This window comes from Candidatus Nomurabacteria bacterium (genome assembly GCA_020847275.1).
Taxonomy (GTDB): Bacteria; Patescibacteriota; Minisyncoccia; order Phycocordibacterales; family JACOZG01; genus JADLCI01.
The window spans coordinates 1-20,834 of record JADLCI010000006.1 but is presented as its reverse complement, the minus strand read 5'-3'; the positions used below and the strand labels follow the sequence as shown (position 1 = coordinate 20,834).

Here is a 20,834-nt window from a genome sequence, read left to right as displayed (position 1 = left end):
TTCTTCCATAAATATTTTATCTTACTTTATAACGCCTCATTTTTAGCACCAAGGGAAATGTTTGGCAAGACTAATTAAGTGAAACTGTGGATAAAGCTGTAAGGGCAATAGCAATGGCGTCGAATTCATCATCGTGTTTTATCGTTTTGTCGATCTTTAGAAGCTTCGGTAACATGGCGATTATTTGCGCTTTGTCGGCCCGGCCATAACCAGTGGTGGTAAGTTTCACACTGGCTGGCGATATTTCGTAAACCCGTAAATGATGTTTCGCGGCTAAATAGAGAATCAAGCCCCTTGTTTCGGCCACAAGCATCGCCGTTTTTTTATTCTTGGCGAAGAAGAGAGTTTCTAGTGCTAGTAGCTCCGGCCGGAATTCAATGATAATTTTTTCCAGGGCATTTCCTAATTCCAATAACCTTTCTGCAAAAATAAGTTTTTTGTCGGTGGTGAGGCAGTCGGAGAAACTTAGTTCGCTGGCGGATTTTTTTCTTTCTAAAATGGCAATGCCGAGCCGATCGTAACCAGGGTCAATTCCTAGGATTTTCATAAAGGAGATAGGTTAGTTGTTACCTTCTTAATTCCTTGACCACTTTCTAGTGCAAGGATTAGTCCGGTCAGTTGTTCTTGGTCACTTCTTTCCACTTTTTTAGGATTTACCACTCGCCATTCGTCGTCAATTTTTTGGAAAGCCCAAAGTACAGATCCCGGTATGGCAATCTTACCTCCGTGAAGAGAGAGTAGATGTTTGATTTCTTGTGCGGTGCGGTTATTATTGTCGGTCGTGCCCTCAATAATTAAAGCCACTCCGCCTGGGCCATAGGCTTCGTAGATTACCTTAGTTAACTGGCTGTCTTTGTCTTCCGTCGCCCCCCTGATTGCTCGTTCGATATTGTTGTTTGGCATATTGGCGGCACGAGCCTTCAGAATGGCGGCTCGTAATCCTGGCGCGTCTTTATCTCCCCCCGCCTTCCTTGATTCTAGGGAAATGTTTTTACTTAACACACCAAAGAGTTTGCTCCTTTTAGCGTCTTCAGCACCCTTTTGCCGTTTAATTTGGGTCCATTTATTGTGGCCAGCCATGCTTCTGTTTCAGTGTACAAATCAGAGGTTAATTAAACAAATTTGACAATTTTATAAAGTATGCTAGACTCTCCGTCTAAACCCAGTGTTGGGTGGTTTTTGGTCTTTAACAAGAAAGGAGTTATAGATACGCGGAAGGACATTGGGGGATGAGCGTTTGATTTGTTTATGGGGGCAGGGGATCGTAAAAAAGAAAGCAGGGAAGAAAATGAAGAAGTTTTTGGTGATGATTGTTCTACTTGTTTTGATTGGTCTCGTTACAACTCCGGCGCAAGCCGCCAGCGTCCATCAGTCGCTGACCCTCGGTGGTTTCCAGGTTTCACTCAGCGGTCAGGAAGGAGGAGGTCAGGACGGTGATGGCGTTTGGCTATCTGCCCAAGTGGCATCATCAATCCACCTGGTGGATTACGTTTCCGCTACGTTTTATCACCCAAGCGAGGGTGATGAAAACGAGTGGGGCTGGACGGCTTCTTTTGGAGGAATCAAGAACAGTAGCCTTGTTCTGAGTCCTATCTGGAGTTCGTCCGGTCTTTCTGTCGGTGGCGTTTCCTTGAGCCAAATTACTCAGCTGTCTTCGGAGAGTGGGTATGACCGGGGGTGGGCTTCTGTTACTGTCGATCCTTCTCGTCTGGATTTCGCATATATGAACTATGCGGAATGGTATGACGAATATATCGATGGTGTTCGTTGGAATGCCTACTTCATTTTCCGTGGCAATTTTGGCGACGGAGAACTGGGGGAAGCCCGCGGACGTGGGTATTTCGGTCTCACCCCAGAACCGGCGACGATGGCGTTGCTTGGTCCGGCTGTCCTGTTTTTTGCCAGGCGCCGTCGTTGACTCCTTTCGGTGTTTAGTAAAGCAACCCCCCACTGTGGTAATAACCGCAGTGGGGGGTTTTGTTTTAACTTTTTACAAGAGCTTCCCTTGCCTGTTTTCTGGCCAGTCAAAGCCCAGATGATCGTAGGCGTGGCGAGTTGCTTGACGGCCGCGAGGAGTTCGTTCCAGCATTCCAAGTTGAATCAGATAGGGTTCGTGAACCTCTTCGATAGTCGCGTCTTCTTCGTGCGTTGCGGTAGCGATAGTTGAAACACCAACTGGCCCACCGTTAAATTTTTCGATAATTGTGGCCAGAATCTTCCGATCGTTTTCCGATAATCCTAGTTCATCAATTCCCATCAGTGTTAGGGCTTCACGGGCGACCTGTTTGCTGATTGATTGTCCGCGCAATTGAGCTAGATCGCGGCAACGTTTTAAGAATTGATTGGCAATTCGTGGGGTAAAACGCGAACGTCTAGCAATCTCCAGCGCTGCCTCGTCGTCTAGTTTCATACCCAGAATCTCGGCCGATCGTTTGATGATATCCCGGATTTCGTTTTCGGAATAAAAATCTAGGCGAAACGTGCCCCCACCGAAACGTGAACGAAGTGGTGCCGAGAGCAGTGCTGGGCGAGTCGTAGCAGCGACAAGGGTAAACGGCGGTAAGTCTAATTGAATGACTCTCGCTCCCGGCCCCTTACCGATGACGATATTTAGTTTTCCAGATTCCATTGCCGGGTAAAGAATTTCTTCAATCATCTTGTTGAGACGGTGTACTTCGTCGATGAAGAGCATGTCGCCCGCGGCAAGATTGGTGAGGATGGAAGCAAGATCACCCACGCGCTCAATCGCTGGACCGGAGGTGATTTTAAGTTGGGCGCCAATTTCTTTAGCGATTAAATGAGCAAGAGTGGTTTTACCTAGCCCAGGTGGACCGTAGAAGAGTAGATGTTCTGGTGGTTGGGAGCGTTCTTTGGCCGCCGCAAGGAGGATTTGCAGGTTATCTTTGATGTGTTTCTGTCCAATATAGTCGCTCCAAGTGCTTGGTCGGAGAGCGCTATCAAGAAACCAATCTTGTCCACCGTTTTCTTTGCCTATTGACATTTAAATTGTTTTATGCTAGCATGGCCGTGGTTCGTTAGTTTGACACTAATCCAGACCATAAACCTCTAAGCAACTAAGCTCTTCCGGGTTTAAACGGGTTTTTCCAGGAGGACGAGACAGTTTCATAACTTCGGTTGTTTTGCTTTCTCTATCCTTTCGGTTTTACCTCACTTCGGCGTTTACGTCGAAGGTTTGCTTAGAGGTTTATGTTCTTGATTGTCGGTGAACTAGATAACTTCTTCATTTACATCTACCACTCGCGCCAGCTCCTCTAATGAGGTCGCTCCCGCAAGGACCTTTAAGACACCGTCCTGACGCATATCTAGAATTCCCTGCGGTCGAGCAGCGATTTTTATCTCGCGTTCATTCGGATTACTTACTAGGAGGGGAGCCACTCGTTCGTCAATTAGAATTGCTTCGAAGACCCCTTGTCGCCCCTTGTAACCAATATGATTGCACGCGGCACAGCCACCTTCCTTTGCTCGCCACAACCGGTTTGCTGTGGGGAGGGGAATTTCTGGCCGTTTTTCCTTAATCGATTCGAGGACGGCGAGCAGTAGCTTCGTTTCGGTGGGAGTGGGAGTGCTTTCTTCTTTGCACGCTGGACAGAGGTTTCGAACCAGGCGTTGTGCCATTGAGATATTAAGCGCGGAGTCAATAATTTTAGGGTTCACATCTAGGTCAATCAATCTTGGAATTGTGCCAGCCGCATTGTTGGTGTGGAGGGTGGAGAAGACGAGGTGTCCAGTTAGGGAAGCGTTAATGGCAATTTTTGCCGTTTCTTTGTCTCTGATTTCTCCAACCATTATGATGTCTGGGTCTTGACGAAGGGCGCTACGGAGCCCGGTTAGGAAAGTATAATTTTTATCTGGATTAACTTGGGTTTGGCTGATTCCAGGTAGGTGATATTCAATCGGATCTTCAATGGTAATGGTTTTGTTTTCACCGGTAGAAATTTTTCGAAGGAAGGAGTAAAGGGTAGTTGTTTTACCAGAACCAGTCGGCCCGGTTAGGAGGATCATACCGTTTGGTTTAGTGATTTCTCTCTCGACGATTTTAAACAGGGCTGGCTCAATGCCCAAAGTTTCAAAAGTGACATTAATCGTTTCTGGATTAAGTAAACGTAGTACGATTGATTCACCGTAGGCGCCAGGCAAAATTGAAGTACGGATTTCAATATCAGTACCATCGAGCCGGATACTCAGACGACCGTCTTGGGCGGATTTCTGGACATTTAGTTTCAGTCCCGAAAGGAGCTTCACACGCGAGACAATTTGGGCGTAAAGTTTTTGAGGGAGGAAGCTAATATCGTGGAGCACGCCGTCTAAACGGAAACGTAAGCGCACACGATCGGCCTCCGGTTCAAGATGGATATCGGAGGCGAGAGTTACAATGCCACCGGCAAGAATTACTTCTAACAAGTTAGAGATACCACCAGCGGCGAGAGCAGATAAGCCCTCAGATGAGAATAAACGATTCAAACTATCGATGTCGCTGATTTGTTTGGTGAAGTTGGCGATAGCCTCATTTGAAATGTCGATTACGCCAGCCTCTGTCCGCGTTGAGCGAGATATCTCGCTGTAGCGGGACCAAGCGCGATCCAGACTCGCTTGGGAGGCTAGATAGAGATTGAGATGGTAGCCTTTATCACGTAATTCACTGAGGGTATTTTTTGTTTCTATCCTTTCGGGAGAGATTGTAACGAGGAAAATATTCTTACCGTTAATTTTAAAAGCCGCCAGAGCACTTTTCCGGGCTTCACTTTCGGGTATTAGACGCAGGGCATCAGTATTGATGGGGAATTTAGATAGGTCAATGTACGGTAGCTGATATTTTCCTGATAGCATTTCTGCGAGCGCCTCTGCTTCGTGACTGTGAAGTTCTTCCAGTTTCTTTGTTTCCCCAGTGTCTCTGAAGGTGATCATTTATTTCTCCATCCTAGCTTTTTTAGGTTGTATAAACAAGGCAAAACTCGGATAGTTGACATTTAAATCCGTATATGCTATACTTGGAATAGTCAAGTAGAACAATGGCTTTTGGGCTAAGACCCAGAAAGGAAAACAAGCCATGAAAAGATCTTTTACAGTTTGTTGTTTATTTGTGCTTTCCCTCGCAACCGCGCCGGCCCTGGCCGGCCACCGCTCGAATTGTGGTTCAGGATATCGCTATGGGGGTAATTATTGGGGGGGTGTTCGACCATCGTTCCTTTCTTCGGGCTGTCGTTCACCCTACTACGTTGGGGGCGGCGGTTACTGGGGTGGCTACTATCGGCAGCCAACCTACACCTACCAACCTCCAGTTTATTACGGTGGCAGTTCCTCGGTTGTGGTGATTCGCCAACCAAAATTGCGACCGGATATATCGATCGTGAATTGGGACGAAAACCAGCTTGAGGAACTGGCTCGCAGTAAGTTTGTTTTCTCTCGAGGACTGAGTGAGGTTAACCGAGTCAGACTTCAGATTGTGTCCCGTGATTACCATGGCGACACGGGCGCTCTCAAGAAGGTGAAACTTGAGGTACGCTGGATCATCTTCAAGCACCTGGAGAAGCACGATGAGGAAGTGGAGAAGCACGACACCGTCAAACTTAAGTTTGATGAGTATGGACGCTTCACGGAGTTCGACGACTGAGAGTTTTCCGTGATTCTGAAACGAGCCCCCGACAATCATGTCGGGGGCTATTTTTATGTTAAAATCGGTTGGTGGAAATTTTGAGTAAAAGCGTTAAGGAGACCGCAGAAGTGGCACGAGATTTCCTGGATAAGCTGAAGCCAGAAAATCAGATGGCTACGATTATCGGCCTAAGTGGCGAACTTGGTTCTGGTAAAACAACTTTCGTCCAGAATTTGGCACATGAGCTTGGTTTAACTGGGGTAATAACCAGTCCAACTTTTGTGATCGAAAAGATTTATCGGTTGACTGGTCAAAAATTTCAGAAGCTCGTTCATATTGATGCCTACCGATTGGAAAATGGGAGCGAGTTGTCAAAATTGGGTTTTCAAGAATTGACCAGAGACCCTAGTAACTTAATTCTAATCGAGTGGGCTGAACGTGTAGCTGATATTTTGAACGGAACGAGGACAATTTATTTTAAATTCATCGATGAAAACACCCGTCAAATTAATATTGCTTGACGCTCACGCGATTCTTCATCGCGCCTATCACGCTTTGCCGGATTTTAAAAATAGTGCCGGAGAACCAACTGGCGGACTTTATGGTATCGCCGCGATGTTGATTAAAATTGTGAATGATTTAAAGCCTGATTACCTGATTGCTTGCTATGATCGCGCCGAGGCCACTTTCCGGAAGCAAGTTTATGATCAATATAAAGCGGGGCGCGTGAAGGCCGATACAGAATTGGTGAAGCAGATGGAGACTTCACGGGATTTGTTCACTACATTTGGTATTCCTGTATACGACTTGGCGGGCTTTGAAGCCGACGATATCATTGGCACGATTGTAGAGGAGATGAGAGGTCAAAAAAATTTACAAGTGGTGATTGCTTCTGGTGATATGGACACATTGCAACTTGTGGATGATAAAAAAGTTTTAGTTTACACACTTAAAAAGGGAATCAACGATACTATCCTGTATGACGAGGAAAAAGTGAAAGAGCGGTTTGGGTTCGGCCCAGAATTACTCCCCGACTGGAAGGGCTTGCGTGGCGACCCCTCTGACAATATTATCGGAATTAACGGGATTGGAGAAAAGACGGCGACCATTCTGATTACGAAGTTTGGCACAGTGGAAGAAATTTACAAAAGACTGAGAGCAAAAGATGGTGAGAAAAAGTTTAAGGAAGCAGGTTTAACCGAAAGGGTAATTAAATTGTTGCGTGAGGGGGAAGAGGAGGCTGTTTTTTCTAAAACGTTGGCGACCATTCGGCGGGATGCAAAAATTAAATTTTCTATACCTGAAAAAACCTGGAAAGAAAATCTAGATTTGGCAAAAGTTGATGCCCTATTTGCAAAACTGGAGTTCAGGACACTTGGCACGCGCGTTCGAGCTGCTTTGGGTGAGAAGTTGGTGGTCATTAATAAAGAAAAAGAAACAGAAAAAAAGGAACTGGGCCGTGATTTGGCGATTGCCGTCTGGCTACTGGATTCAGAGAAAACAACCGCAACGACGGAGGATTTAGAAAAACTTGGTGGTGCGAAAAAGGTTCTAGAGGAAATCAAGCGGAATAATTTGGAAAAAGTTTATCGGGAAATTGAATTGCCTCTTATACCGATAGTTAAACACGCTAAGGAACGGGGGATTCTCGTGGACAGGGTTTATCTCGGTAATCTCTCCGTGGGTTATCATGCGGAGCTGACCAAGCTGGAGGGCAAGATTTATCAAGCAGTAGGTGAGAAGTTTAATCTTAATTCACCGAAACAGTTAGCAGAAATTTTGTTTGACAAACTGCTTCTTAAAACCGGCAAGAAGACGGCTGGTGGCGCACGCTCGACCAAAGAATCAGAACTGTTGAAATTACAGAGTGAGCATCCGGTGATTACCGATATCCTCGCCTACCGAGAATTGCAGAAGTTATTGTCTACCTATATTGATAGTTTGCCAAAACTGGTAGATGAGAATAGCCGCCTGCACAGCACGCTTAATCAGACTGGTTCGACAACCGGAAGGATGTCTTCCACTGATCCCAACTTGCAAAACATTCCAGCGAGCGAGACTCATGGTCAGGCTATTCGGCGCGCTTTTCTCGCGTCGCCCGGGTATACTTGGTGCGCATTAGACTATTCACAAATTGAAATGCGTGTCCTTGCTGCTCTTTCTGGTGATCAGGAATTACAGAAAATTTTTGCAACTGGTGAGGATGTCCATACTTCTGTGGCGCAGAAGGTTTTCAAGGTTTCAGCGAATGAGGTGACAAAAGAAATGCGTCGCCATGCCAAGGTGATTAACTTCGGGATTATTTATGGCATGGGCGTGAACGCCTTGCGGGCCAATCTGGGGACAGATCGCGCCACGGCTCAAAAATTCTATGATGATTATTTTGCCGCCTTTCCCACGATTAGAAACTATTTCGAGTCAGTGAAAACTTTTGCAAGAAAAAATGGTTACACTGAAACTTTTTTTGGTCGGAGACGATATTTTCCCAGTATTAAGTCGCGTTTACCGTTCCTGCGGGCGATGAGTGAGAGAATGGCCGTCAACGCTCCGCTTCAGGGTACGGCCGCGGATATTGTGAAGATGGCAATGAAACAGATAGACGAATTGATTGAAAAAGGGGGTTGGAGGGAAAGTGTTCACCTCTTGCTTCAGGTTCACGATGAACTGATTTATGAAATAAAAAATGAAAAAGTGGACGAGGTCTTACCAATAATTAAACAGACAATGGAAGGGGCGGCCAATATTGGTGTTCCGCTGGTCGTCAATGCTAAGTCTGGACCAAACTGGGCGGAGGCGGAATAGGTTTGAGGACATAACAGTATTGACTTACAATTCAAGCGGCTTTCCAGTAGTTATAAACAGTGACAGGGACGGCGACGTGTTGTTAGTATATAAGTGAACAAGAAATACCGCCCCCGTCAGACGAAAGCGGTATTTCAATGGATTCCGAACTAGACCTCCTTAGCTTTTAAAAGCTTCGGGGGCTTTTTCGGTCTTTCTTTGTCAACATCGAAGCAGAACGCCTTGCGTCCTACTTCAGATGCGAATAACACGCGTCCATTACGCAAGGTAATGAATGGCCTGCAAATAGTCATTTGACTAAAATTAGGTCTTAATAATCAGCAGTTTTCTCTGCGCCCTAGTCGACCGGTGCTTGCCTAACTTTCGCGAAAGTTGGGGTGTACTGCGAAACAAAAAACACCAACAAAACTTTGCACAGCACTGGACAAGGTAGCCTTTCGGCTAACTCATCCCAGTGGTAAGCCGAGACTTAATGACGAATCATCTTGTCCCAGTACCGTGCGAAACTTTCTTGGTGTTCTTACGGCTACTGAATTGCTGTGCCCCCTTGTGTGCCTGGTTTACCAAACCAAACGGAGAAAAAACCTAATTTTCAAAATTCACTCCTAACATTATAACAAAGTGGTTTTCCTGACACAAGCAAACGCAATGTTTTTTACTGGGGATAAAGTATAACTCGTTCCCAATTCCTCCCCACCGTAAGGTCTGGTATAATCTAGTCTATGCTAGTAACCGTTTCATCTAACTGGGACATTATCATCAAGCTGGTCCTAGCCGTGGTTCTGGGTGGGGCACTTGGGATTGAGAGGACGCTGGCGGGTAAAACAGCCGGTATGCGTACTTACGCCCTCGTCTCTCTTGGCTCGGCTCTCTTTATCATCGTTTCCACCTTAGTCGCCCAACAGTACATTGCCCAAGGAATTCGCAGTTTTGATCCGCTCCGTGTTGCCTCGCAGATTGTGGTTGGTATCGGATTTCTCGGTGCGGGTTCCATTATTTTCCGTGATGGAGCGCGCAAATTGAGTGGTTTAACCACGGCAGCCGGGATCTGGGTTTCGTCCGGAATTGGCATGGCGATTGGTTTCGGTTTTTTCACTCTTGGTCTTCTTGTGAGTATTCTCACTCTGCTTATTTTTACCGTTTTTTGGTCACTAGAGCAGAAGCTTACATCTGGTGGTATCGGTTATGACGAAAACGGAAAGTCTTAAACAAATCCGTGACGAGATTCTAACTTTAAAAGATTCGCCACTGTATACCTTTCGAATTTCTAATAAAAATTTACCAGTGATTGGCGAGGGTAGTCACGAAGCACAGATTATGTTTGTAGGTGAAGCTCCAGGGCGTAACGAAGCGGCAACGGGGAAACCTTTCTGCGGTGCGTCAGGTAAATTACTCGATGAACTTCTGGCCAGTGTAAATATTCCGAGAGCCTCAGTTTATGTTACGAATATTGTGAAAGATCGTCCACCGGAAAATCGGGACCCAACTCCGGGGGAGATAGAAGTTTACGGGCCTTTTTTGGACAGACAAATTGAAATCATTCGACCCAAAATAATCGCTACGCTGGGACGTTTCTCAATGCAATATATTATGACCAGGTTTGGCCTTGGGGACGTTTTACGCAGTATTGGTCAGATGCACGGCCAGCTTTTTGAGACAGAAATTACTTATGGTAAAGTGAGAATTCTACCGCTCTATCATCCGGCCGCCGCCATTTACAATCGATCATTATTGGATACTTTGAAGGAGGACTTTAGCAAACTGAAAGTCCTATAAGATGAAAACTTTTATTTCTTGGAATGTGAATGGTGTTCGGGCCGCGGAGCGGAAGGGATTTTTATCATGGTTGGAGGGGTGTGGTGCACAGATTGTGGCAATTCAAGAAACGAAAGTCAGCGATCATTCCGTGCTAAGCTCAGCCCTTCTTGAGCCGGATAATTATGTAAGCTTCTGGCATGGGGCGAGCGAGAAGAAAGGTTATAGTGGGGTGGCCTGTTTTGTGAAGAAGAATTTCTTGCCGAAAAAAATCAAAACGGATTTCGGAAAGAGTAGTTTATTGAGCAAAGAGGGTCGGGTAATAGAATTAGAATATGATGACTTTGTTTTTCTTAATATTTATTTCCCAAACGGTGGTGCCAGCGACGAGCGGTTAGATTTTAAATTGCGGTTTTATGGCGAGTTTTTAAATTATATTAAAAAGCTGAAGAAACCGGTCATTTTCTGTGGTGATGTGAATACGGCTCACGGTGAAATAGATTTGGCTCGACCAAAAGAGAATGTGAATAATTCGGGCTTTATGTTAATCGAGCGAGAATGGTTGGATAAATTATCTACCGCTGGTTTTACCGATACATTTCGACACTTTTACCCGAAGAAGTTGGAGCAGTATACCTGGTGGGATCAGAAAACTCGGGCGCGTGATCGTAATGTTGGCTGGCGGATCGATTATTTTTATGCCAGTAAAGATTTGGAAAATAAGCTTGGCGGGGCATTTATTTTAAGTGATGTTTTGGGTTCGGATCATTGTCCGGTTGGTTTAGAAATTGACTTGTAATTCATGCTCTATCTTTTCAGTGATCAAAACAAACTGGAGCGTGCACTGCAGCAGTTTAAGAAAAAAAATCCGACAGGCACACTTAATAAGTTTGATAATGAGAATTGGCTGGTGGAGAAGGGTAAGTTTGAGGAATTACTCGCGTCGGGGATAAGTTTATTCGGAGAGAAGAATATAATTATCTTACGTGACATTGAGGAATTAACTGATTCAGAAAGAGAGAGGATTGAAAAAAGTGAGACGATTGTTTTATGGCTTCGACAAGAAGTTGAGAAAAGTGTCGATTTTGACTTCTTTGCCCTCTCTAACTCTCTAGTTAAACGCGATCGAGCCCGGTTGTGGTTGGGTTACCAGAAGGCGCTCGCTTTTGGCGTATCGGCAGAAGAAGTTTTCTGGCGTTCGCTCTGGTGGCAAGTGCGGAAATTGCGAGATAGCGGGCTTTCTTCTAGACTAGTTCGACTTTGGCATGACACCAAACGTGAAGAGGGTCGCGATTTTTCCTTGGAGCTAGAACTCTTTTTACTCACAGTTTGATTTGTTGTAATATTTCGTAGTGATGAATGTTATCAATAGTGTGAGGTCGAACGATTACCAATCAGACGAAGCGTTGTTGGCTCGCTCTATCGGCGAGCCGCAATGTTTCGCCGAACTGGTGGCCCGTTATGAGCCAGCTTTCTTCCGTAAGGGTCGGAATATTATCAAGGATGAAGATGTTCTCACTGATGCGGTGCAGGATGCTTTGGTCAAGATTTATCTAAACGCCAGAAAATTTCAAGCGAGACCAGGAGCATCTTTCCGTTCTTGGGCTTATCGCATTTTTCTCAATACCTGTTTCACAGTTTATCGTAGGGAAAAAAGAGAGAAGGAATTTTTTTCTACTCTTGATCCAGAGTTGCTGGCCCTTGCTCCCGATGAGAAAATTTTATCACACGAGTCACGCTGGGCCTTCAATGACCTCCTCGTCTTAATTTCACGTTTACCGAAAATTTTACGTCGTGTGGCTGAGCTTCATTTGGTCGAGGGTTATTCGCAAGAGGAGGTGGCGAGATTGGAGGGGGCTTCTATTGGTACCATTCGTACTCGTCTTCATCGAGCTCGCAAGCTTCTCCAGACCTATGTCCCAGTCACTTAATTTTAATCAGGTTAATCAGGCCGAAATTATGGCCCGGATACTTTTCTTACATCGATTGAAAGGGGTGTTTCTCTCTGTATGGGTAAGACTCGCTGTTTTTGTCGGTCTTGTCGGGGTAGTTTCACTGATGGTATCTATTCGTAATGTTTTCGCCAACGCCGTCCTCACGGGGGGCCTTTTCAGCGGTTCTCGCTATATTGTGTCGTCCGTTCTTGAAACGGAATATCTGGTTCAATTTTTGTTGGCTGGGCTATTCTTTTTCAGTCTTTTGCTTGCCCGAGATATTTTTAATAACATCAAGCTTCGTAGACATTTCACTACTGTTTGAGTATAGTAAGCCCTGTTGCTCCGTTAGCTCAGTTGGTAGAGCAGTTGCCTTTTAAGCAAACGGTCGCAGGTTCGATTCCTGCACGGAGCACATGCTTTTTAAAAAGCTAGAGGGGTAGATCAAAGGCAAAGAGGCCTGGGCCGGTTAAAACCAGTGAGAGTAAAACGGTAATCATCAAAAGGCGGGCGGTGACGAGGATTTGTTTATCTGGTCTTGCTGTAATTAGAATAGCGAGAACAAGCGCGACGGGTTGGGTAAAGAGACCAATGAGAAGCAAAAAGGCGAGCGCTATTTCGATTGCGCCAGCCCAACGGCGTTTTCCCTCGTTCATTTGGGTCGACTGATGGCCGTGCTGGATAAGAATTAGACTGGCCACTAGACGCAAGATAGTGGGAGCCGCCAGACTACCAGTTAACAGAGCAGGAAATATGCTTAACATTGTTCTCATTTTACACAATATTCGAAGTGCTCACAATGTGGGTTCGATTTTCCGAACCGCGGAAGGGGCGGGGCTTAAGAAGGTTTATCTCACTGGCTATACACCAATGCCTAAAGATAAGTTTGAGCGGGTAAATAAAGAAATTGCCAAAACGGCACTGGGCGCAGAGAAAATTATGGAATGGAGAAAGTTTGATAATTTGGAAACCCTAATTTCAAAACTGAAAAAAGAAAATTTTGAGATTGTCGCGCTGGAACAAGACAGGAGAGCGGTTGATTACAGGAAGGCAAAATTTGATGGTGATATTGCTCTGATTCTCGGCAACGAAGTTGGCGGGGTTGATCCAGAAATTATCCAACTTTGTGACCATGTTATTGAGATTCCGATGAGGGGAGAGAAAGAGTCGTTGAACGTGGGCGTGGCGGCAGGGATTGCGATTTTCAGACTTCTAAACGTTTAGTCATTTTACATACGACCCAAGAACATGGCTCTAAACATAGCTTTTTTGGCATGAGAAACCGCAAAACAATAAAATCCCTTGACAATTTCTGTGAGTTTGTTATCCTTGTGGACAGATGGAGTGAACTTTGGACAACCGAGTCACACAACTATTCAATCGTGTTCTTCGGAGCATGCGCTCAGTTGCGGGTTGACAGTGAGTGTCCAAACAGACTCAATCGGCTGGGGAGAAATCCCCAGCTTTTTTATTTCTGGCAATTCTTGCAGAAATGCGTGCCCCTGCCAGCAAGTTTTATTTTTGTGATTGCCGTTTTCTTACAGCGCTTACACCCTTCACCTTTTCGGCCGTAAACTTTGAGATAGGGGACGAAACCGCCCTTGGTTCCGTCGCTTCGTACGTAATTTTTTGCCGAAGTTCCCTTTTTACTAACGGAAAGCTTAAGGATCTTTACGATTCCGGAGTGTAGGTTTTTTCGTTCCACTGGAGTTAAACTTTTGACAATTCTGGTTGGAAGAATTTTGGCCGAGAAACAACTTTCATCCACGTAGATATTTCCCAAACCAGCGATGAGACTCTGGTCTAGGAGGAATTGCTTTATTTTCCGATTCGGATACTTTTTCAGTAAACTTTGGAAGTGCGATAGGGTGAAGTCTCTGCTAAGTGGCTCTACGCCATGTTTGTTTAAAATGTTTTCTGTTTCCGATTCATTTAGCAATTTTATCCAACCAAATTTACGTAAATCGTTGAAATACAGCTTTGATTTATCGGTGAATTCAAAAATAGCGCGAGTATATTTGAATGGGTTTTCCTGTGGGTGGCCACCAAGTATGACTTGGCCCTTCTTGGGGACAAAAATAAGTTGACCAGTCATCTTGAGATGGATAAGCAGCTTTCGTTTATCAGAAAGAGTAATAATCAATATCTTGGCCCGCCGGTCTAGGCCGAGTATTTTTTTGTTCTCTAATTGACGAGAAAAGACAGTTGTCGACTTGATTCTCTTGCCGGCAATTATCGCGAGCTCGCGTCTAAGCGTCTCAACTTCTGGTAGTTCGGGCATCTCTTAATTTTTCAAGTTCTTCGTGGGCGACCGTGGCGTCATCCCACGGTGTTTTTTTACCATTTGCGCCCATAATGTAGGGGTCGGTGCCTTTACCAGTGATAATTATCACGTCACCTGGTTGGGCAATTCTCACCGCTTCACGAATTGCTTCACGACGGTCCATTATTACTTTGTAATTATTTGACTTGATGCCCGAGGCAACCTGTTTCACGATTTCCTCTGGGTTTTCGTCGTAGGGATCCTCATCGGTCAGAAAGATTCGGTCACAATTTTCGCTAGCGATCTGGCCCATCAGTGGCCGCTTCCAATGGTCGCGGCCACCACCAGTGCCACCGAGGACGCAGATTTTTCTTTTGTTGTTCAGTGCCTTGTAGGCCGCACGAAGTGAATCCGGCGTGTGGGCATAATCAACAATGACATCAAATTCCTGTCGCCCGACCGGTTCCATTCGACCACGAATCCCAGCGAAATTATTTAGAGTCTCTTGGATGATTTCTGGTCCCACACCCTGTGTCTCTGCCAAGCGGGCGGCAGCTAGAACATTATAAAGGTTGAATTCTCCGGGCAGTCTGGTGTGCAGCTTTAGCGTTTCGTTGTCACTTAGTTTATACACAACTTTCTGGGCATCTTTACCTGCGGCTTGGAGGAATTTCGTATGTTCTTTGTCGTCCCCGTTGACGACGATAAATCGGGGGGATTTTTTTGATCGAGATAGTTGGTGGGCTATTGCCAACTTAGCCTTTAGGTAGTTTTCATAAGAACCGTGAGACTCGATGTGCTCTGGGGCGATGTTTGTGAACACAAGGGCATCTAGCTCGATAAACTTATGTCGAAATTGCTTGGCCCCCTCGCTTGTCATCTCAACAACTGCATAGTCACAACCAGCGTTCACACCGCGACGCAGTATCTTCTGTAAGAATAAACGTCCGGGCATCGTCATCTTCCGTCGATTATTTACGGATTCTTCACCAACCTTAAAACGTAAGGTGGAAGAAATTACCGTCTGATAGCCGGCTTCTTCTAGGATGGCGTTGATAATTTCTACTGTACTAGTTTTTCCTTTTGTTCCGGTTACGGCGATCACCTTAATTTTCCGTGATGGAAATTGATAAATAAGCGCTCCGGCGAGCGCGAGACTGTAGTGGTAAATTTTTTTTAATTTTTCGAACATTTATTTACCCAATTTTTTCAGGGCTTGTTTTACTTTCTCACCGGTGTCAATAATAGTGTCGGGGACATTTTTTAATGCCTCACGCGCTTCTCGAAGCGAGTAACCAAGAGCTTGGAGGGCTTCGATTGCCTCGCTTTCACCGCGTAGTTCAGAGTCGCTTAAACCCGCGATACTGCCCAACTTATCTTTCAACTCCAACACAATTTTCTCTGCACTTTTCTTGCCGATCCCAGAAACCTTCGTCAGGTAACCGGCATCGCCGGAGGTAATCGCTTTTTCTAAAGTTTCTGGCGGGGCGAGAGAGAGGATGGTGATTGCACTTTTCGGACCAATTCCTGAGACGGAAATCAACAGCTCAAAAAATTCCAACTCCCGCCGTTCGAGAAAACCATATAGATCCAAAGCGTTTTCCCTAACCGCTAAATAAGTCCAGAATTTAACACCGCTTTGTTCTTTTTCCACCCGCTTCAGTGTTTCTGAGGAAAGATTAACGTGGTAGCCTACACCGGCCACTTCCAGAATCACAAACCGGTCGCCCCTGTGTGACACTTGCCCAGTCAGTTGCCCAATCATCCCGTCAATATAGCAAAAATTTGCCTTTTTTCCCATTTCGTCTATACTTGCCTTACTCAACTAGATTATGGCAATCATCAAGTCAGCCAAGAAGGCAATTCGTAGTTCGGCGCGCAAGCGCGTGTTCAATCTCCGTCGCCAGAAGACGATGCGTGATGCGGTGAAGATTTTTATCAAAGCTCCGTCGGATAAGCTCCTTCCTGCCGCATACCAAGCAATTGATAAGGCAATGAAGCGGGGGATAATTAAGAAGAGCAACGCCGCGAGAAAGAAAGCAAGATTGGCGAGGTTGTTGAGGGTTGCCAAGTAACTTCTACTTTCGAGCAAAATTAACCCCCCAACACAATCGTGTTGGGGGGTTGTTCGTGAATTACCACTCGGACGTGATTTTTCGTAGACCCGGCCTCCCACCCATGTCGAGAGAATGACGACGAAAGACAATCACGGAATTGACGAGCGCGTTGGTTTCCAGAACCACAACCTTGTTGCTCCATTTTGGAGGAAAGACATCGTCTCGAATGACGCAGCAATAACCGCGCGCTTGAAGTTCTTTACCCCACCTCAGAGCCTCTGCTTGTGGATTTTTCGTTACGATCGATATACCGTTCTTCTTCTGTAGCTCAATTGGCACTGATTCATCAAACCAGACAAAAACTGTGGTGCCGTCATTGAGGACCGTCTGGTTAGTTTTTCCAGGAGAGAAAGTAAAGTTCTCCCTTAGCCCAAGCGGCTTTAGTAGGGCGAGCAGTACCTTGGTGGCACGCTCGTTTGGAACGACAAAGCATCGGTGGCCCCAATCAATGATTGGGATCTTGTTTCTGCAGAATTGCCCGATGTAGAAGCCGGAAACCAAGCCAATTACAAGAATACCGACACACGGCCATACAATTTCCCATGCAGACACTGGAATCTCCTTGAGGAAGGGTAATTTTTGCCAAAATCACAATGATCTGACTATTGATATAACTATCAGAAAAACAAGAAAAGTCAAGTGTGCGCGGGAGAGGATTTGAACCTCCATGCCCTTGCGGGCGCTACCACCTCAAGGTAGTGCGTCTGCCAGTTTCGCCACCCGCGCAGGTTTCAATTATAACAAATTAAGCCGCAACGACTGTTTCTTCCGTTGGTGCCTCTTTCTTTACCGCCTCTTCTGGCTTGACGATCACATAGTTGCGCATTTGACGGCGGATTTCCTTGGCCGCTTTCTCGCGTACGTAATAGAGTTTAGATCGACGAACGCGAGCTTTTTTCACAACCTCAATTCGATCAATATTCGGTGAATAGAGTGGGAAGACTTTCTCTACGCCAATGCCACCCACGACGCGACGCACGGTGAATGTTGCCCCCGGCTCCTGGCCGTGTTTGCGAGAAAGGATTAGACCCTCGAAAGCCTGTAAGCGAGTTTTTCCCTTTTCCTGAATCTTTTGCCAGACACGAACGGTATAGCCTGAACGGAGATCTAGTTTTGCTCTTTTTTCGTTAATCATTAGGGTTACAATCTAGCACGGTCACCCCAATTCGGCAAGCGCTTTCTTGAAGTCGCCGGGGAGAGGAGCGGTAAATTCTTTTTCTCCACCGTCTGGTAAAACGAATCTTAATTTATGGGCGTGAAGCATTTGGCGTTTGGTGGGGGTATCACCCTTTCGAGCGGGGGCGTAGAGCTTGTCACCAAGAATCGGATAACCAAGATGCTGCAGATGAACGCGAATCTGGTGCGTTCGCCCAGTCTGGGGCCGCACCTCGAGGTAAGTGTGGTTTTTAAAATTTTCCAGAATCTGGTAATGGGTGATGGCTTCGCGCTTCTCGCCCGTAGCTTGACCGCCCGCGACTCTCTTCCTGGCGTCGCGAGGGTGACGACCGATAGGTGCGCTTACCGTGCCTGTTGGCCTCCCGGACTCTGGTTTAAGTACACCGCTTGCGATGGCGCGGTAAGTTTTTTTCACTCTTCGTTCCTTAAACTGTTCTTTGATCCATTCATAGGTTTTCTCATTTTTCGCCAGAATGATTAGCCCACTTGTATCTTTGTCCAGTCGGTGTGCAAGTTGAATTTTGCGATATTTTTTCTTCAACTCTGTCTCCAGGTCATATACCTCCAAACCAGCCGGTTTGTTTACAATCAAAATGTTTTTATCCTCGTAAATCATTGCTATTTTCACGTCGTCATCATAGCATAGTAAGGAGTGCGGGCGATTAGCTCAGTGGTAGAGCAGCGCTTTTACACAGCGAAGGTCAGGGGTTCAAATCCCTTATCGCCCACAATGCCCTCGTAGTTCAATGGATAGAACTCCGGACTTCTAAGCCGGATATGTAGGTTCGATTCCTGCCGAGGGCACAGACTGGTAATAATTTAGACAAAAAGAAAGGGCGACCTTGGCTATTGCCTTGGTCGCCCTGTTCGGAGCTCCTTCCGACTCACCGTGTTTTGTAAATCACGTTGTAGTCTTTGGGAACGGGCATTTCGCCGCATGACGTTTTGATGTTCTTACCCGAAGACACAACCGCATGTGCTTCAGCAATCGCGGCATTTTTAGTGGTTGCTTCGAGCGGAATTTCTTCGTGCTCTGTGGTTCCACCGCGAGGCTCGAAGTCATTGTGCCATGTGAAGGAGATATACCACTTGCCGCGTGATTTGTTCATGACGTCATCCTTTCAGATGTTTTTGATCGCTTCAGTCAAAGATTTGTGATCCTTGGCCCAACTGATGGGTTTTGCCTTTTCGAACTGTTCGTAGAATTCCTCTGGCAAGTCCCCGTGATTCTGGGCGATGGCCACCATCCTACCGATGATAATCATGAGCGCCCTCGCTCGACTCGCGTCATCCGGAGTCTCCATGATACCGTGCGTTTGGGATCCTTCCTCAAATCTCGCGCGACCTTCTCGGATGTCCGAGAGGTAGTAGATGGAGACTCGGACATTTTCTTGCTTGTAGTACCTCGGGGTCTCCACGATTCCCTCGATTTCCCATAGGGTCGCCGCCGGATTACGCCGACGAGCCGAAGTAATCTGAACAGTGAGTTCATACGTATTGTGGGTGTGAACCCATTGAGGCGTGTGAAACTTCAGCGTCCGCATTCCCATATCTGTGTCGAACAGAGAAAGCATGAGATCGAGCTTCGACGGCCCGCCATCGACTAGGAATTCTTCATTCTCGCGTGTCATACGACACTCCTTTCAATGTACTCATACGTTAGTGGGGGAACGTATACACCCTATCCTAGTCATACGACTAAGAACTGTGGCAGGTTATCACATTATGTTAACTCTGTCAAGTATTAGGCAGGGGGTCACGTGTTTTTGTAAATATCCACAAGGAATCACTAGATCGATGGGTCAGAAATTTTGGGCGGTGATTGGAGTAAGGATTCGAACTTGGTTCCTCTTGCGTCAATCTCATTCGCGTATTTATGTAATTCCTCGGCGGTTAATCTGGGTGTAGAACTGGCGGTGTCCGCCACCGGCGTTTGGCTTTCTGGTAGAGTCTTGATTAGATTGTTGAGGTAGAAGTAAATAAGGAAAATAGCGATTATTGTCAGTGCGGTAATAACCAGCAAGATGAGCCAGTCACGTTGGGGCCTGAAAGAGTTGAGTTTCCAGTTGATTTTTTTCATTTTTTTGTTTGGGAATTAAGTAATTCGATTGTGAAATGGGCGCGCCAGGTGGGTAAACTTTTTTTGTTTTCTGTCACACTATTGCGGTTGAAGGCGATCTGGTCAATTCTGATTTGGAACGGGAGAGACTCAAGAAGAAGGGTAAAATGGGCTAGCGATTGGTAGCTACCGTTAAGATCAAAATCTAGATTGATATTCGGGTTGTTTTCGTTGGCGTCGTCTACTCGCGCGAGATTGATCTCTGCGCCAGTTTCGGTTGCTAAATTTTCCAATTGTTCAATAAAGTCTGGTAAGTCTTCGGCGGTAATAATGGCGAGGGAAATTATTTTTCGATCAGCAGCCGTTTTCTCAAGAAGGCGCGTCGATTGTTCTTGGGAAGCTAAACTTAGGTTGTTTTCATTAAGCTCGGCGTAGCTTTGTTTCAATTTATTAAACTCCTGCTTACCGAAGAAAAAAGACGCGGCAATTGTTAAGATCACAACAAGATTGATAATTAGAAGACTATTTTTCATCTGGGTTGATGGTTAGTTCGATTGTGAAATCGAGATCACGATTCTTAATAAGATTAGAAATAGGTGATTCAACAGTACTAAAGATTTTATCCTGTTTTAGGGTGGTGACAAAATCAATTAAAGCTTGTCTCTGACTGGCGCGACCAGCGATTGAGACGTGAGCCGGGCCACTGGTGTTGTCGGCAAACCACTGCCAATCGGTGATTATGAGTCCAGATGTCCGATTGGGAAAAACGGCCTCCCACCAAGCGGTAGCTGAGGATTTTTTTACATTCCGTGCAATTACTAAGGTGCGGGTGGCCTCCTTAAGCGCTAGATCGTTATCGTTCGTCTCTTTACTCGGGGTCTGCGCTATCAATGCGCTCACCTCTTTCTTGGTTGCTTGCAGACGGGAGAAGAGGATCACGAGTAAGAGTAAGGCTATTCCAAAACCAATTAGAGCGAGAGTGCTGGCTACTCTACGTCGGCGATGACGGTATTCTTTAAGGAGTTCTTGTTGACGTTCAGGGGTTAGTAAGTTAATCATTTTATTTTGATCGCAAGGCGAGTCCTACCGCGGTGGCATAGCGGAGTGATTGGCG

28 protein-coding genes and 4 tRNA genes are annotated in these 20,834 nt (G+C 45.9%); 15 read left to right on the top strand and 17 right to left on the bottom strand.

The features are described from left to right. Positions 1-70 precede the first annotated feature (70 nt). A complete protein-coding gene (gene ruvC, locus IT398_01130; GenBank protein ID MCC6290656.1) occupies positions 71-547 on the bottom strand; it encodes a crossover junction endodeoxyribonuclease RuvC in 477 nt (158 codons plus the stop codon). Further along, on the bottom strand, positions 544-1,080 hold the full coding sequence (locus IT398_01125; protein ID MCC6290655.1) for a YebC/PmpR family DNA-binding transcriptional regulator: 537 nt from the start codon (positions 1,078-1,080) through the stop codon (positions 544-546). Before IT398_01125 ends, ruvC begins: the two co-directional genes overlap by 4 nt. A 208-nt stretch (positions 1,081-1,288) precedes the next feature. Here IT398_01125 and IT398_01120 point away from each other — a divergent pair, with 208 nt between their 5' ends. Then, complete coding sequence (locus IT398_01120; protein MCC6290654.1) at positions 1,289-1,918, top strand: PEP-CTERM sorting domain-containing protein; 630 nt, start codon at positions 1,289-1,291, stop codon at positions 1,916-1,918. A gap of 72 nt (positions 1,919-1,990) precedes the next feature. Here IT398_01120 and ruvB read toward each other — a convergent pair whose 3' ends face one another. Then, entirely contained in the window at positions 1,991-3,001 is a 1,011-nt protein-coding gene (gene ruvB, locus IT398_01115; protein MCC6290653.1) for a Holliday junction branch migration DNA helicase RuvB, read from the bottom strand. A gap of 227 nt (positions 3,002-3,228) precedes the next feature. Further along, a complete protein-coding gene (locus tag IT398_01110; GenBank protein ID MCC6290652.1) occupies positions 3,229-4,926 on the bottom strand; it encodes a type II/IV secretion system protein in 1,698 nt (565 codons plus the stop codon). A 142-nt stretch (positions 4,927-5,068) separates the two neighbouring features. Between IT398_01110 and IT398_01105 the strand changes: the two genes are divergently transcribed. The 10 genes from IT398_01105 to IT398_01060 all read left to right on the top strand — a co-directional run bounded on the left by IT398_01105 (position 5,069) and on the right by IT398_01060 (position 12,520). Continuing rightward, the gene (locus tag IT398_01105; GenBank protein MCC6290651.1) at positions 5,069-5,632 is read left to right on the top strand and encodes a hypothetical protein; all 564 of its coding nucleotides are present in this window, start codon (positions 5,069-5,071) and stop codon (positions 5,630-5,632) included. A 71-nt stretch (positions 5,633-5,703) separates the two neighbouring features. Beyond that, positions 5,704-6,135 (top strand): tRNA (adenosine(37)-N6)-threonylcarbamoyltransferase complex ATPase subunit type 1 TsaE, encoded by a 432-nt coding sequence (gene tsaE / locus IT398_01100; protein MCC6290650.1) that lies wholly within the window; start codon positions 5,704-5,706, stop codon positions 6,133-6,135. Next, positions 6,104-8,416 carry a hypothetical protein gene (locus tag IT398_01095; GenBank protein MCC6290649.1) on the top strand — a complete coding sequence of 771 codons (2,313 nt, stop codon included), beginning with the start codon at positions 6,104-6,106 and terminating at the stop codon, positions 8,414-8,416. Before tsaE ends, IT398_01095 begins: the two co-directional genes overlap by 32 nt. 722 nt (positions 8,417-9,138) lie before the next feature. After that, positions 9,139-9,624 (top strand): MgtC/SapB family protein, encoded by a 486-nt coding sequence (locus IT398_01090; protein ID MCC6290648.1) that lies wholly within the window; start codon positions 9,139-9,141, stop codon positions 9,622-9,624. Then, positions 9,602-10,192 carry a uracil-DNA glycosylase gene (locus tag IT398_01085; protein ID MCC6290647.1) on the top strand — a complete coding sequence of 197 codons (591 nt, stop codon included), beginning with the start codon at positions 9,602-9,604 and terminating at the stop codon, positions 10,190-10,192. The genes IT398_01090 and IT398_01085 overlap by 23 nt, the downstream gene beginning before the upstream one ends. A 1-nt stretch (position 10,193) precedes the next feature. Beyond that, on the top strand, positions 10,194-10,970 hold the full coding sequence (gene xth, locus IT398_01080; protein MCC6290646.1) for an exodeoxyribonuclease III: 777 nt from the start codon (positions 10,194-10,196) through the stop codon (positions 10,968-10,970). 3 nt (positions 10,971-10,973) lie between these two features. Next, positions 10,974-11,504 (top strand): hypothetical protein, encoded by a 531-nt coding sequence (locus tag IT398_01075; protein MCC6290645.1) that lies wholly within the window; start codon positions 10,974-10,976, stop codon positions 11,502-11,504. 22 nt (positions 11,505-11,526) lie between these two features. Beyond that, the gene (locus IT398_01070) at positions 11,527-12,102 is read left to right on the top strand and encodes an RNA polymerase sigma factor (GenBank protein MCC6290644.1); all 576 of its coding nucleotides are present in this window, start codon (positions 11,527-11,529) and stop codon (positions 12,100-12,102) included. Next, the gene (locus IT398_01065; GenBank protein ID MCC6290643.1) at positions 12,086-12,430 is read left to right on the top strand and encodes a hypothetical protein; all 345 of its coding nucleotides are present in this window, start codon (positions 12,086-12,088) and stop codon (positions 12,428-12,430) included. The genes IT398_01070 and IT398_01065 overlap by 17 nt, the downstream gene beginning before the upstream one ends. A 17-nt stretch (positions 12,431-12,447) precedes the next feature. After that, positions 12,448-12,520 (top strand) — tRNA-Lys (locus tag IT398_01060). Between the two features lie 16 nt (positions 12,521-12,536). On the opposite strand, the gene IT398_01055 is transcribed toward IT398_01060, so the two are convergent. After that, entirely contained in the window at positions 12,537-12,869 is a 333-nt protein-coding gene (locus IT398_01055; GenBank protein MCC6290642.1) for a hypothetical protein, read from the bottom strand. Between IT398_01055 and IT398_01050 the strand changes: the two genes are divergently transcribed. Continuing rightward, positions 12,859-13,329 carry an RNA methyltransferase gene (locus tag IT398_01050; protein MCC6290641.1) on the top strand — a complete coding sequence of 157 codons (471 nt, stop codon included), beginning with the start codon at positions 12,859-12,861 and terminating at the stop codon, positions 13,327-13,329. The genes IT398_01055 and IT398_01050 overlap by 11 nt on opposite strands. Before the next feature lie 244 nt (positions 13,330-13,573). Here IT398_01050 and mutM read toward each other — a convergent pair whose 3' ends face one another. Genes mutM through ruvA form a run of 3 tightly spaced genes read right to left on the bottom strand, consistent with a single transcriptional unit; the run spans position 13,574 to position 16,133 of the window. Next, entirely contained in the window at positions 13,574-14,386 is an 813-nt protein-coding gene (gene mutM, locus IT398_01045; protein MCC6290640.1) for a DNA-formamidopyrimidine glycosylase, read from the bottom strand. Then, positions 14,364-15,560, bottom strand: a complete 1,197-nt coding sequence (locus IT398_01040; protein MCC6290639.1) for a UDP-N-acetylmuramoyl-L-alanyl-D-glutamate--2,6-diaminopimelate ligase — start codon at positions 15,558-15,560, stop codon at positions 14,364-14,366. The genes mutM and IT398_01040 overlap by 23 nt, the downstream gene beginning before the upstream one ends. Then, on the bottom strand, positions 15,561-16,133 hold the full coding sequence (ruvA, locus tag IT398_01035; protein ID MCC6290638.1) for a Holliday junction branch migration protein RuvA: 573 nt from the start codon (positions 16,131-16,133) through the stop codon (positions 15,561-15,563). Between the two features lie 67 nt (positions 16,134-16,200). On the opposite strand from ruvA, the gene IT398_01030 reads away from it, so the two are divergent. Then, positions 16,201-16,443 (top strand): 30S ribosomal protein S20, encoded by a 243-nt coding sequence (locus IT398_01030; GenBank protein ID MCC6290637.1) that lies wholly within the window; start codon positions 16,201-16,203, stop codon positions 16,441-16,443. 60 nt (positions 16,444-16,503) lie between these two features. On the opposite strand, the gene IT398_01025 is transcribed toward IT398_01030, so the two are convergent. The 4 genes from IT398_01025 to IT398_01010 all read right to left on the bottom strand — a co-directional run bounded on the left by IT398_01025 (position 16,504) and on the right by IT398_01010 (position 18,289). Then, positions 16,504-17,037, bottom strand: a complete 534-nt coding sequence (locus tag IT398_01025) for a hypothetical protein (GenBank protein ID MCC6290636.1) — start codon at positions 17,035-17,037, stop codon at positions 16,504-16,506. A 90-nt stretch (positions 17,038-17,127) separates the two neighbouring features. Next, positions 17,128-17,211, bottom strand: a tRNA-Leu gene (locus IT398_01020). Between the two features lie 19 nt (positions 17,212-17,230). Beyond that, complete coding sequence (gene rplS / locus IT398_01015) at positions 17,231-17,620, bottom strand: 50S ribosomal protein L19 (protein MCC6290635.1); 390 nt, start codon at positions 17,618-17,620, stop codon at positions 17,231-17,233. Positions 17,621-17,641: 21 nt separating this feature from the next. Beyond that, a complete protein-coding gene (locus tag IT398_01010; GenBank protein MCC6290634.1) occupies positions 17,642-18,289 on the bottom strand; it encodes an RluA family pseudouridine synthase in 648 nt (215 codons plus the stop codon). A 28-nt stretch (positions 18,290-18,317) separates the two neighbouring features. Between IT398_01010 and IT398_01005 the strand changes: the two genes are divergently transcribed. Then, positions 18,318-18,389: transfer RNA gene (locus IT398_01005), tRNA-Val, on the top strand. Between the two features lie 4 nt (positions 18,390-18,393). After that, positions 18,394-18,465: transfer RNA gene (locus IT398_01000), tRNA-Arg, on the top strand. An 80-nt stretch (positions 18,466-18,545) separates the two neighbouring features. Here IT398_01000 and IT398_00995 read toward each other — a convergent pair. The 5 genes from IT398_00995 to IT398_00975 all read right to left on the bottom strand — a co-directional run bounded on the left by IT398_00995 (position 18,546) and on the right by IT398_00975 (position 20,779). Beyond that, positions 18,546-18,770, bottom strand: coding sequence for a hypothetical protein (locus tag IT398_00995; GenBank protein ID MCC6290633.1), 225 nt, complete (start codon positions 18,768-18,770; stop codon positions 18,546-18,548). A 12-nt stretch (positions 18,771-18,782) separates the two neighbouring features. Further along, positions 18,783-19,292, bottom strand: a complete 510-nt coding sequence (locus tag IT398_00990; GenBank protein ID MCC6290632.1) for a hypothetical protein — start codon at positions 19,290-19,292, stop codon at positions 18,783-18,785. Positions 19,293-19,450: 158 nt separating this feature from the next. Next, a complete protein-coding gene (locus IT398_00985) occupies positions 19,451-19,741 on the bottom strand; it encodes a hypothetical protein (GenBank protein ID MCC6290631.1) in 291 nt (96 codons plus the stop codon). Continuing rightward, entirely contained in the window at positions 19,738-20,253 is a 516-nt protein-coding gene (locus IT398_00980; GenBank protein MCC6290630.1) for a hypothetical protein, read from the bottom strand. The genes IT398_00985 and IT398_00980 overlap by 4 nt, the downstream gene beginning before the upstream one ends. Further along, a complete protein-coding gene (locus IT398_00975; GenBank protein ID MCC6290629.1) occupies positions 20,243-20,779 on the bottom strand; it encodes a hypothetical protein in 537 nt (178 codons plus the stop codon). Before IT398_00975 ends, IT398_00980 begins: the two co-directional genes overlap by 11 nt. Positions 20,780-20,834: the final 55 nt, after the last annotated feature.

What these genes read in the sequence shown, in the direction of transcription:
- IT398_01110 (MCC6290652.1), bottom strand. Translation starts at nt 4,926, where the DNA reads ATGATCACCTTCAGAGACACTGGGGAAACAAAGAAACTGGAAGAACTT.
- ruvB (MCC6290653.1), bottom strand. Translation starts at nt 3,001, where the DNA reads ATGTCAATAGGCAAAGAAAACGGTGGACAAGATTGGTTTCTTGATAGC.
- rplS (MCC6290635.1), bottom strand. Translation starts at nt 17,620, where the DNA reads ATGATTAACGAAAAAAGAGCAAAACTAGATCTCCGTTCAGGCTATACC.
- IT398_01125 (MCC6290655.1), bottom strand. Translation starts at nt 1,080, where the DNA reads ATGGCTGGCCACAATAAATGGACCCAAATTAAACGGCAAAAGGGTGCT.
- IT398_01085 (MCC6290647.1), top strand. Translation starts at nt 9,602, where the DNA reads ATGACGAAAACGGAAAGTCTTAAACAAATCCGTGACGAGATTCTAACT.
- ruvC (MCC6290656.1), bottom strand. Translation starts at nt 547, where the DNA reads ATGAAAATCCTAGGAATTGACCCTGGTTACGATCGGCTCGGCATTGCC.
- IT398_01095 (MCC6290649.1), top strand. Translation starts at nt 6,104, where the DNA reads ATGAAAACACCCGTCAAATTAATATTGCTTGACGCTCACGCGATTCTT.
- IT398_01050 (MCC6290641.1), top strand. Translation starts at nt 12,859, where the DNA reads ATGCTTAACATTGTTCTCATTTTACACAATATTCGAAGTGCTCACAAT.
- IT398_01090 (MCC6290648.1), top strand. Translation starts at nt 9,139, where the DNA reads ATGCTAGTAACCGTTTCATCTAACTGGGACATTATCATCAAGCTGGTC.
- IT398_00995 (MCC6290633.1), bottom strand. Translation starts at nt 18,770, where the DNA reads ATGAACAAATCACGCGGCAAGTGGTATATCTCCTTCACATGGCACAAT.
- IT398_01070 (MCC6290644.1), top strand. Translation starts at nt 11,527, where the DNA reads ATGAATGTTATCAATAGTGTGAGGTCGAACGATTACCAATCAGACGAA.
- IT398_01040 (MCC6290639.1), bottom strand. Translation starts at nt 15,560, where the DNA reads ATGTTCGAAAAATTAAAAAAAATTTACCACTACAGTCTCGCGCTCGCC.
- IT398_01105 (MCC6290651.1), top strand. Translation starts at nt 5,069, where the DNA reads ATGAAAAGATCTTTTACAGTTTGTTGTTTATTTGTGCTTTCCCTCGCA.
- IT398_01075 (MCC6290645.1), top strand. Translation starts at nt 10,974, where the DNA reads ATGCTCTATCTTTTCAGTGATCAAAACAAACTGGAGCGTGCACTGCAG.
- IT398_00975 (MCC6290629.1), bottom strand. Translation starts at nt 20,779, where the DNA reads ATGATTAACTTACTAACCCCTGAACGTCAACAAGAACTCCTTAAAGAA.
- xth (MCC6290646.1), top strand. Translation starts at nt 10,194, where the DNA reads ATGAAAACTTTTATTTCTTGGAATGTGAATGGTGTTCGGGCCGCGGAG.
- IT398_01120 (MCC6290654.1), top strand. Translation starts at nt 1,289, where the DNA reads ATGAAGAAGTTTTTGGTGATGATTGTTCTACTTGTTTTGATTGGTCTC.
- IT398_01055 (MCC6290642.1), bottom strand. Translation starts at nt 12,869, where the DNA reads ATGTTAAGCATATTTCCTGCTCTGTTAACTGGTAGTCTGGCGGCTCCC.
- IT398_01065 (MCC6290643.1), top strand. Translation starts at nt 12,086, where the DNA reads ATGTCCCAGTCACTTAATTTTAATCAGGTTAATCAGGCCGAAATTATG.
- IT398_00990 (MCC6290632.1), bottom strand. Translation starts at nt 19,292, where the DNA reads ATGACACGCGAGAATGAAGAATTCCTAGTCGATGGCGGGCCGTCGAAG.
- IT398_01030 (MCC6290637.1), top strand. Translation starts at nt 16,201, where the DNA reads ATGGCAATCATCAAGTCAGCCAAGAAGGCAATTCGTAGTTCGGCGCGC.
- IT398_00980 (MCC6290630.1), bottom strand. Translation starts at nt 20,253, where the DNA reads ATGAAAAATAGTCTTCTAATTATCAATCTTGTTGTGATCTTAACAATT.
- IT398_00985 (MCC6290631.1), bottom strand. Translation starts at nt 19,741, where the DNA reads ATGAAAAAAATCAACTGGAAACTCAACTCTTTCAGGCCCCAACGTGAC.
- ruvA (MCC6290638.1), bottom strand. Translation starts at nt 16,133, where the DNA reads ATGATTGGGCAACTGACTGGGCAAGTGTCACACAGGGGCGACCGGTTT.
- mutM (MCC6290640.1), bottom strand. Translation starts at nt 14,386, where the DNA reads ATGCCCGAACTACCAGAAGTTGAGACGCTTAGACGCGAGCTCGCGATA.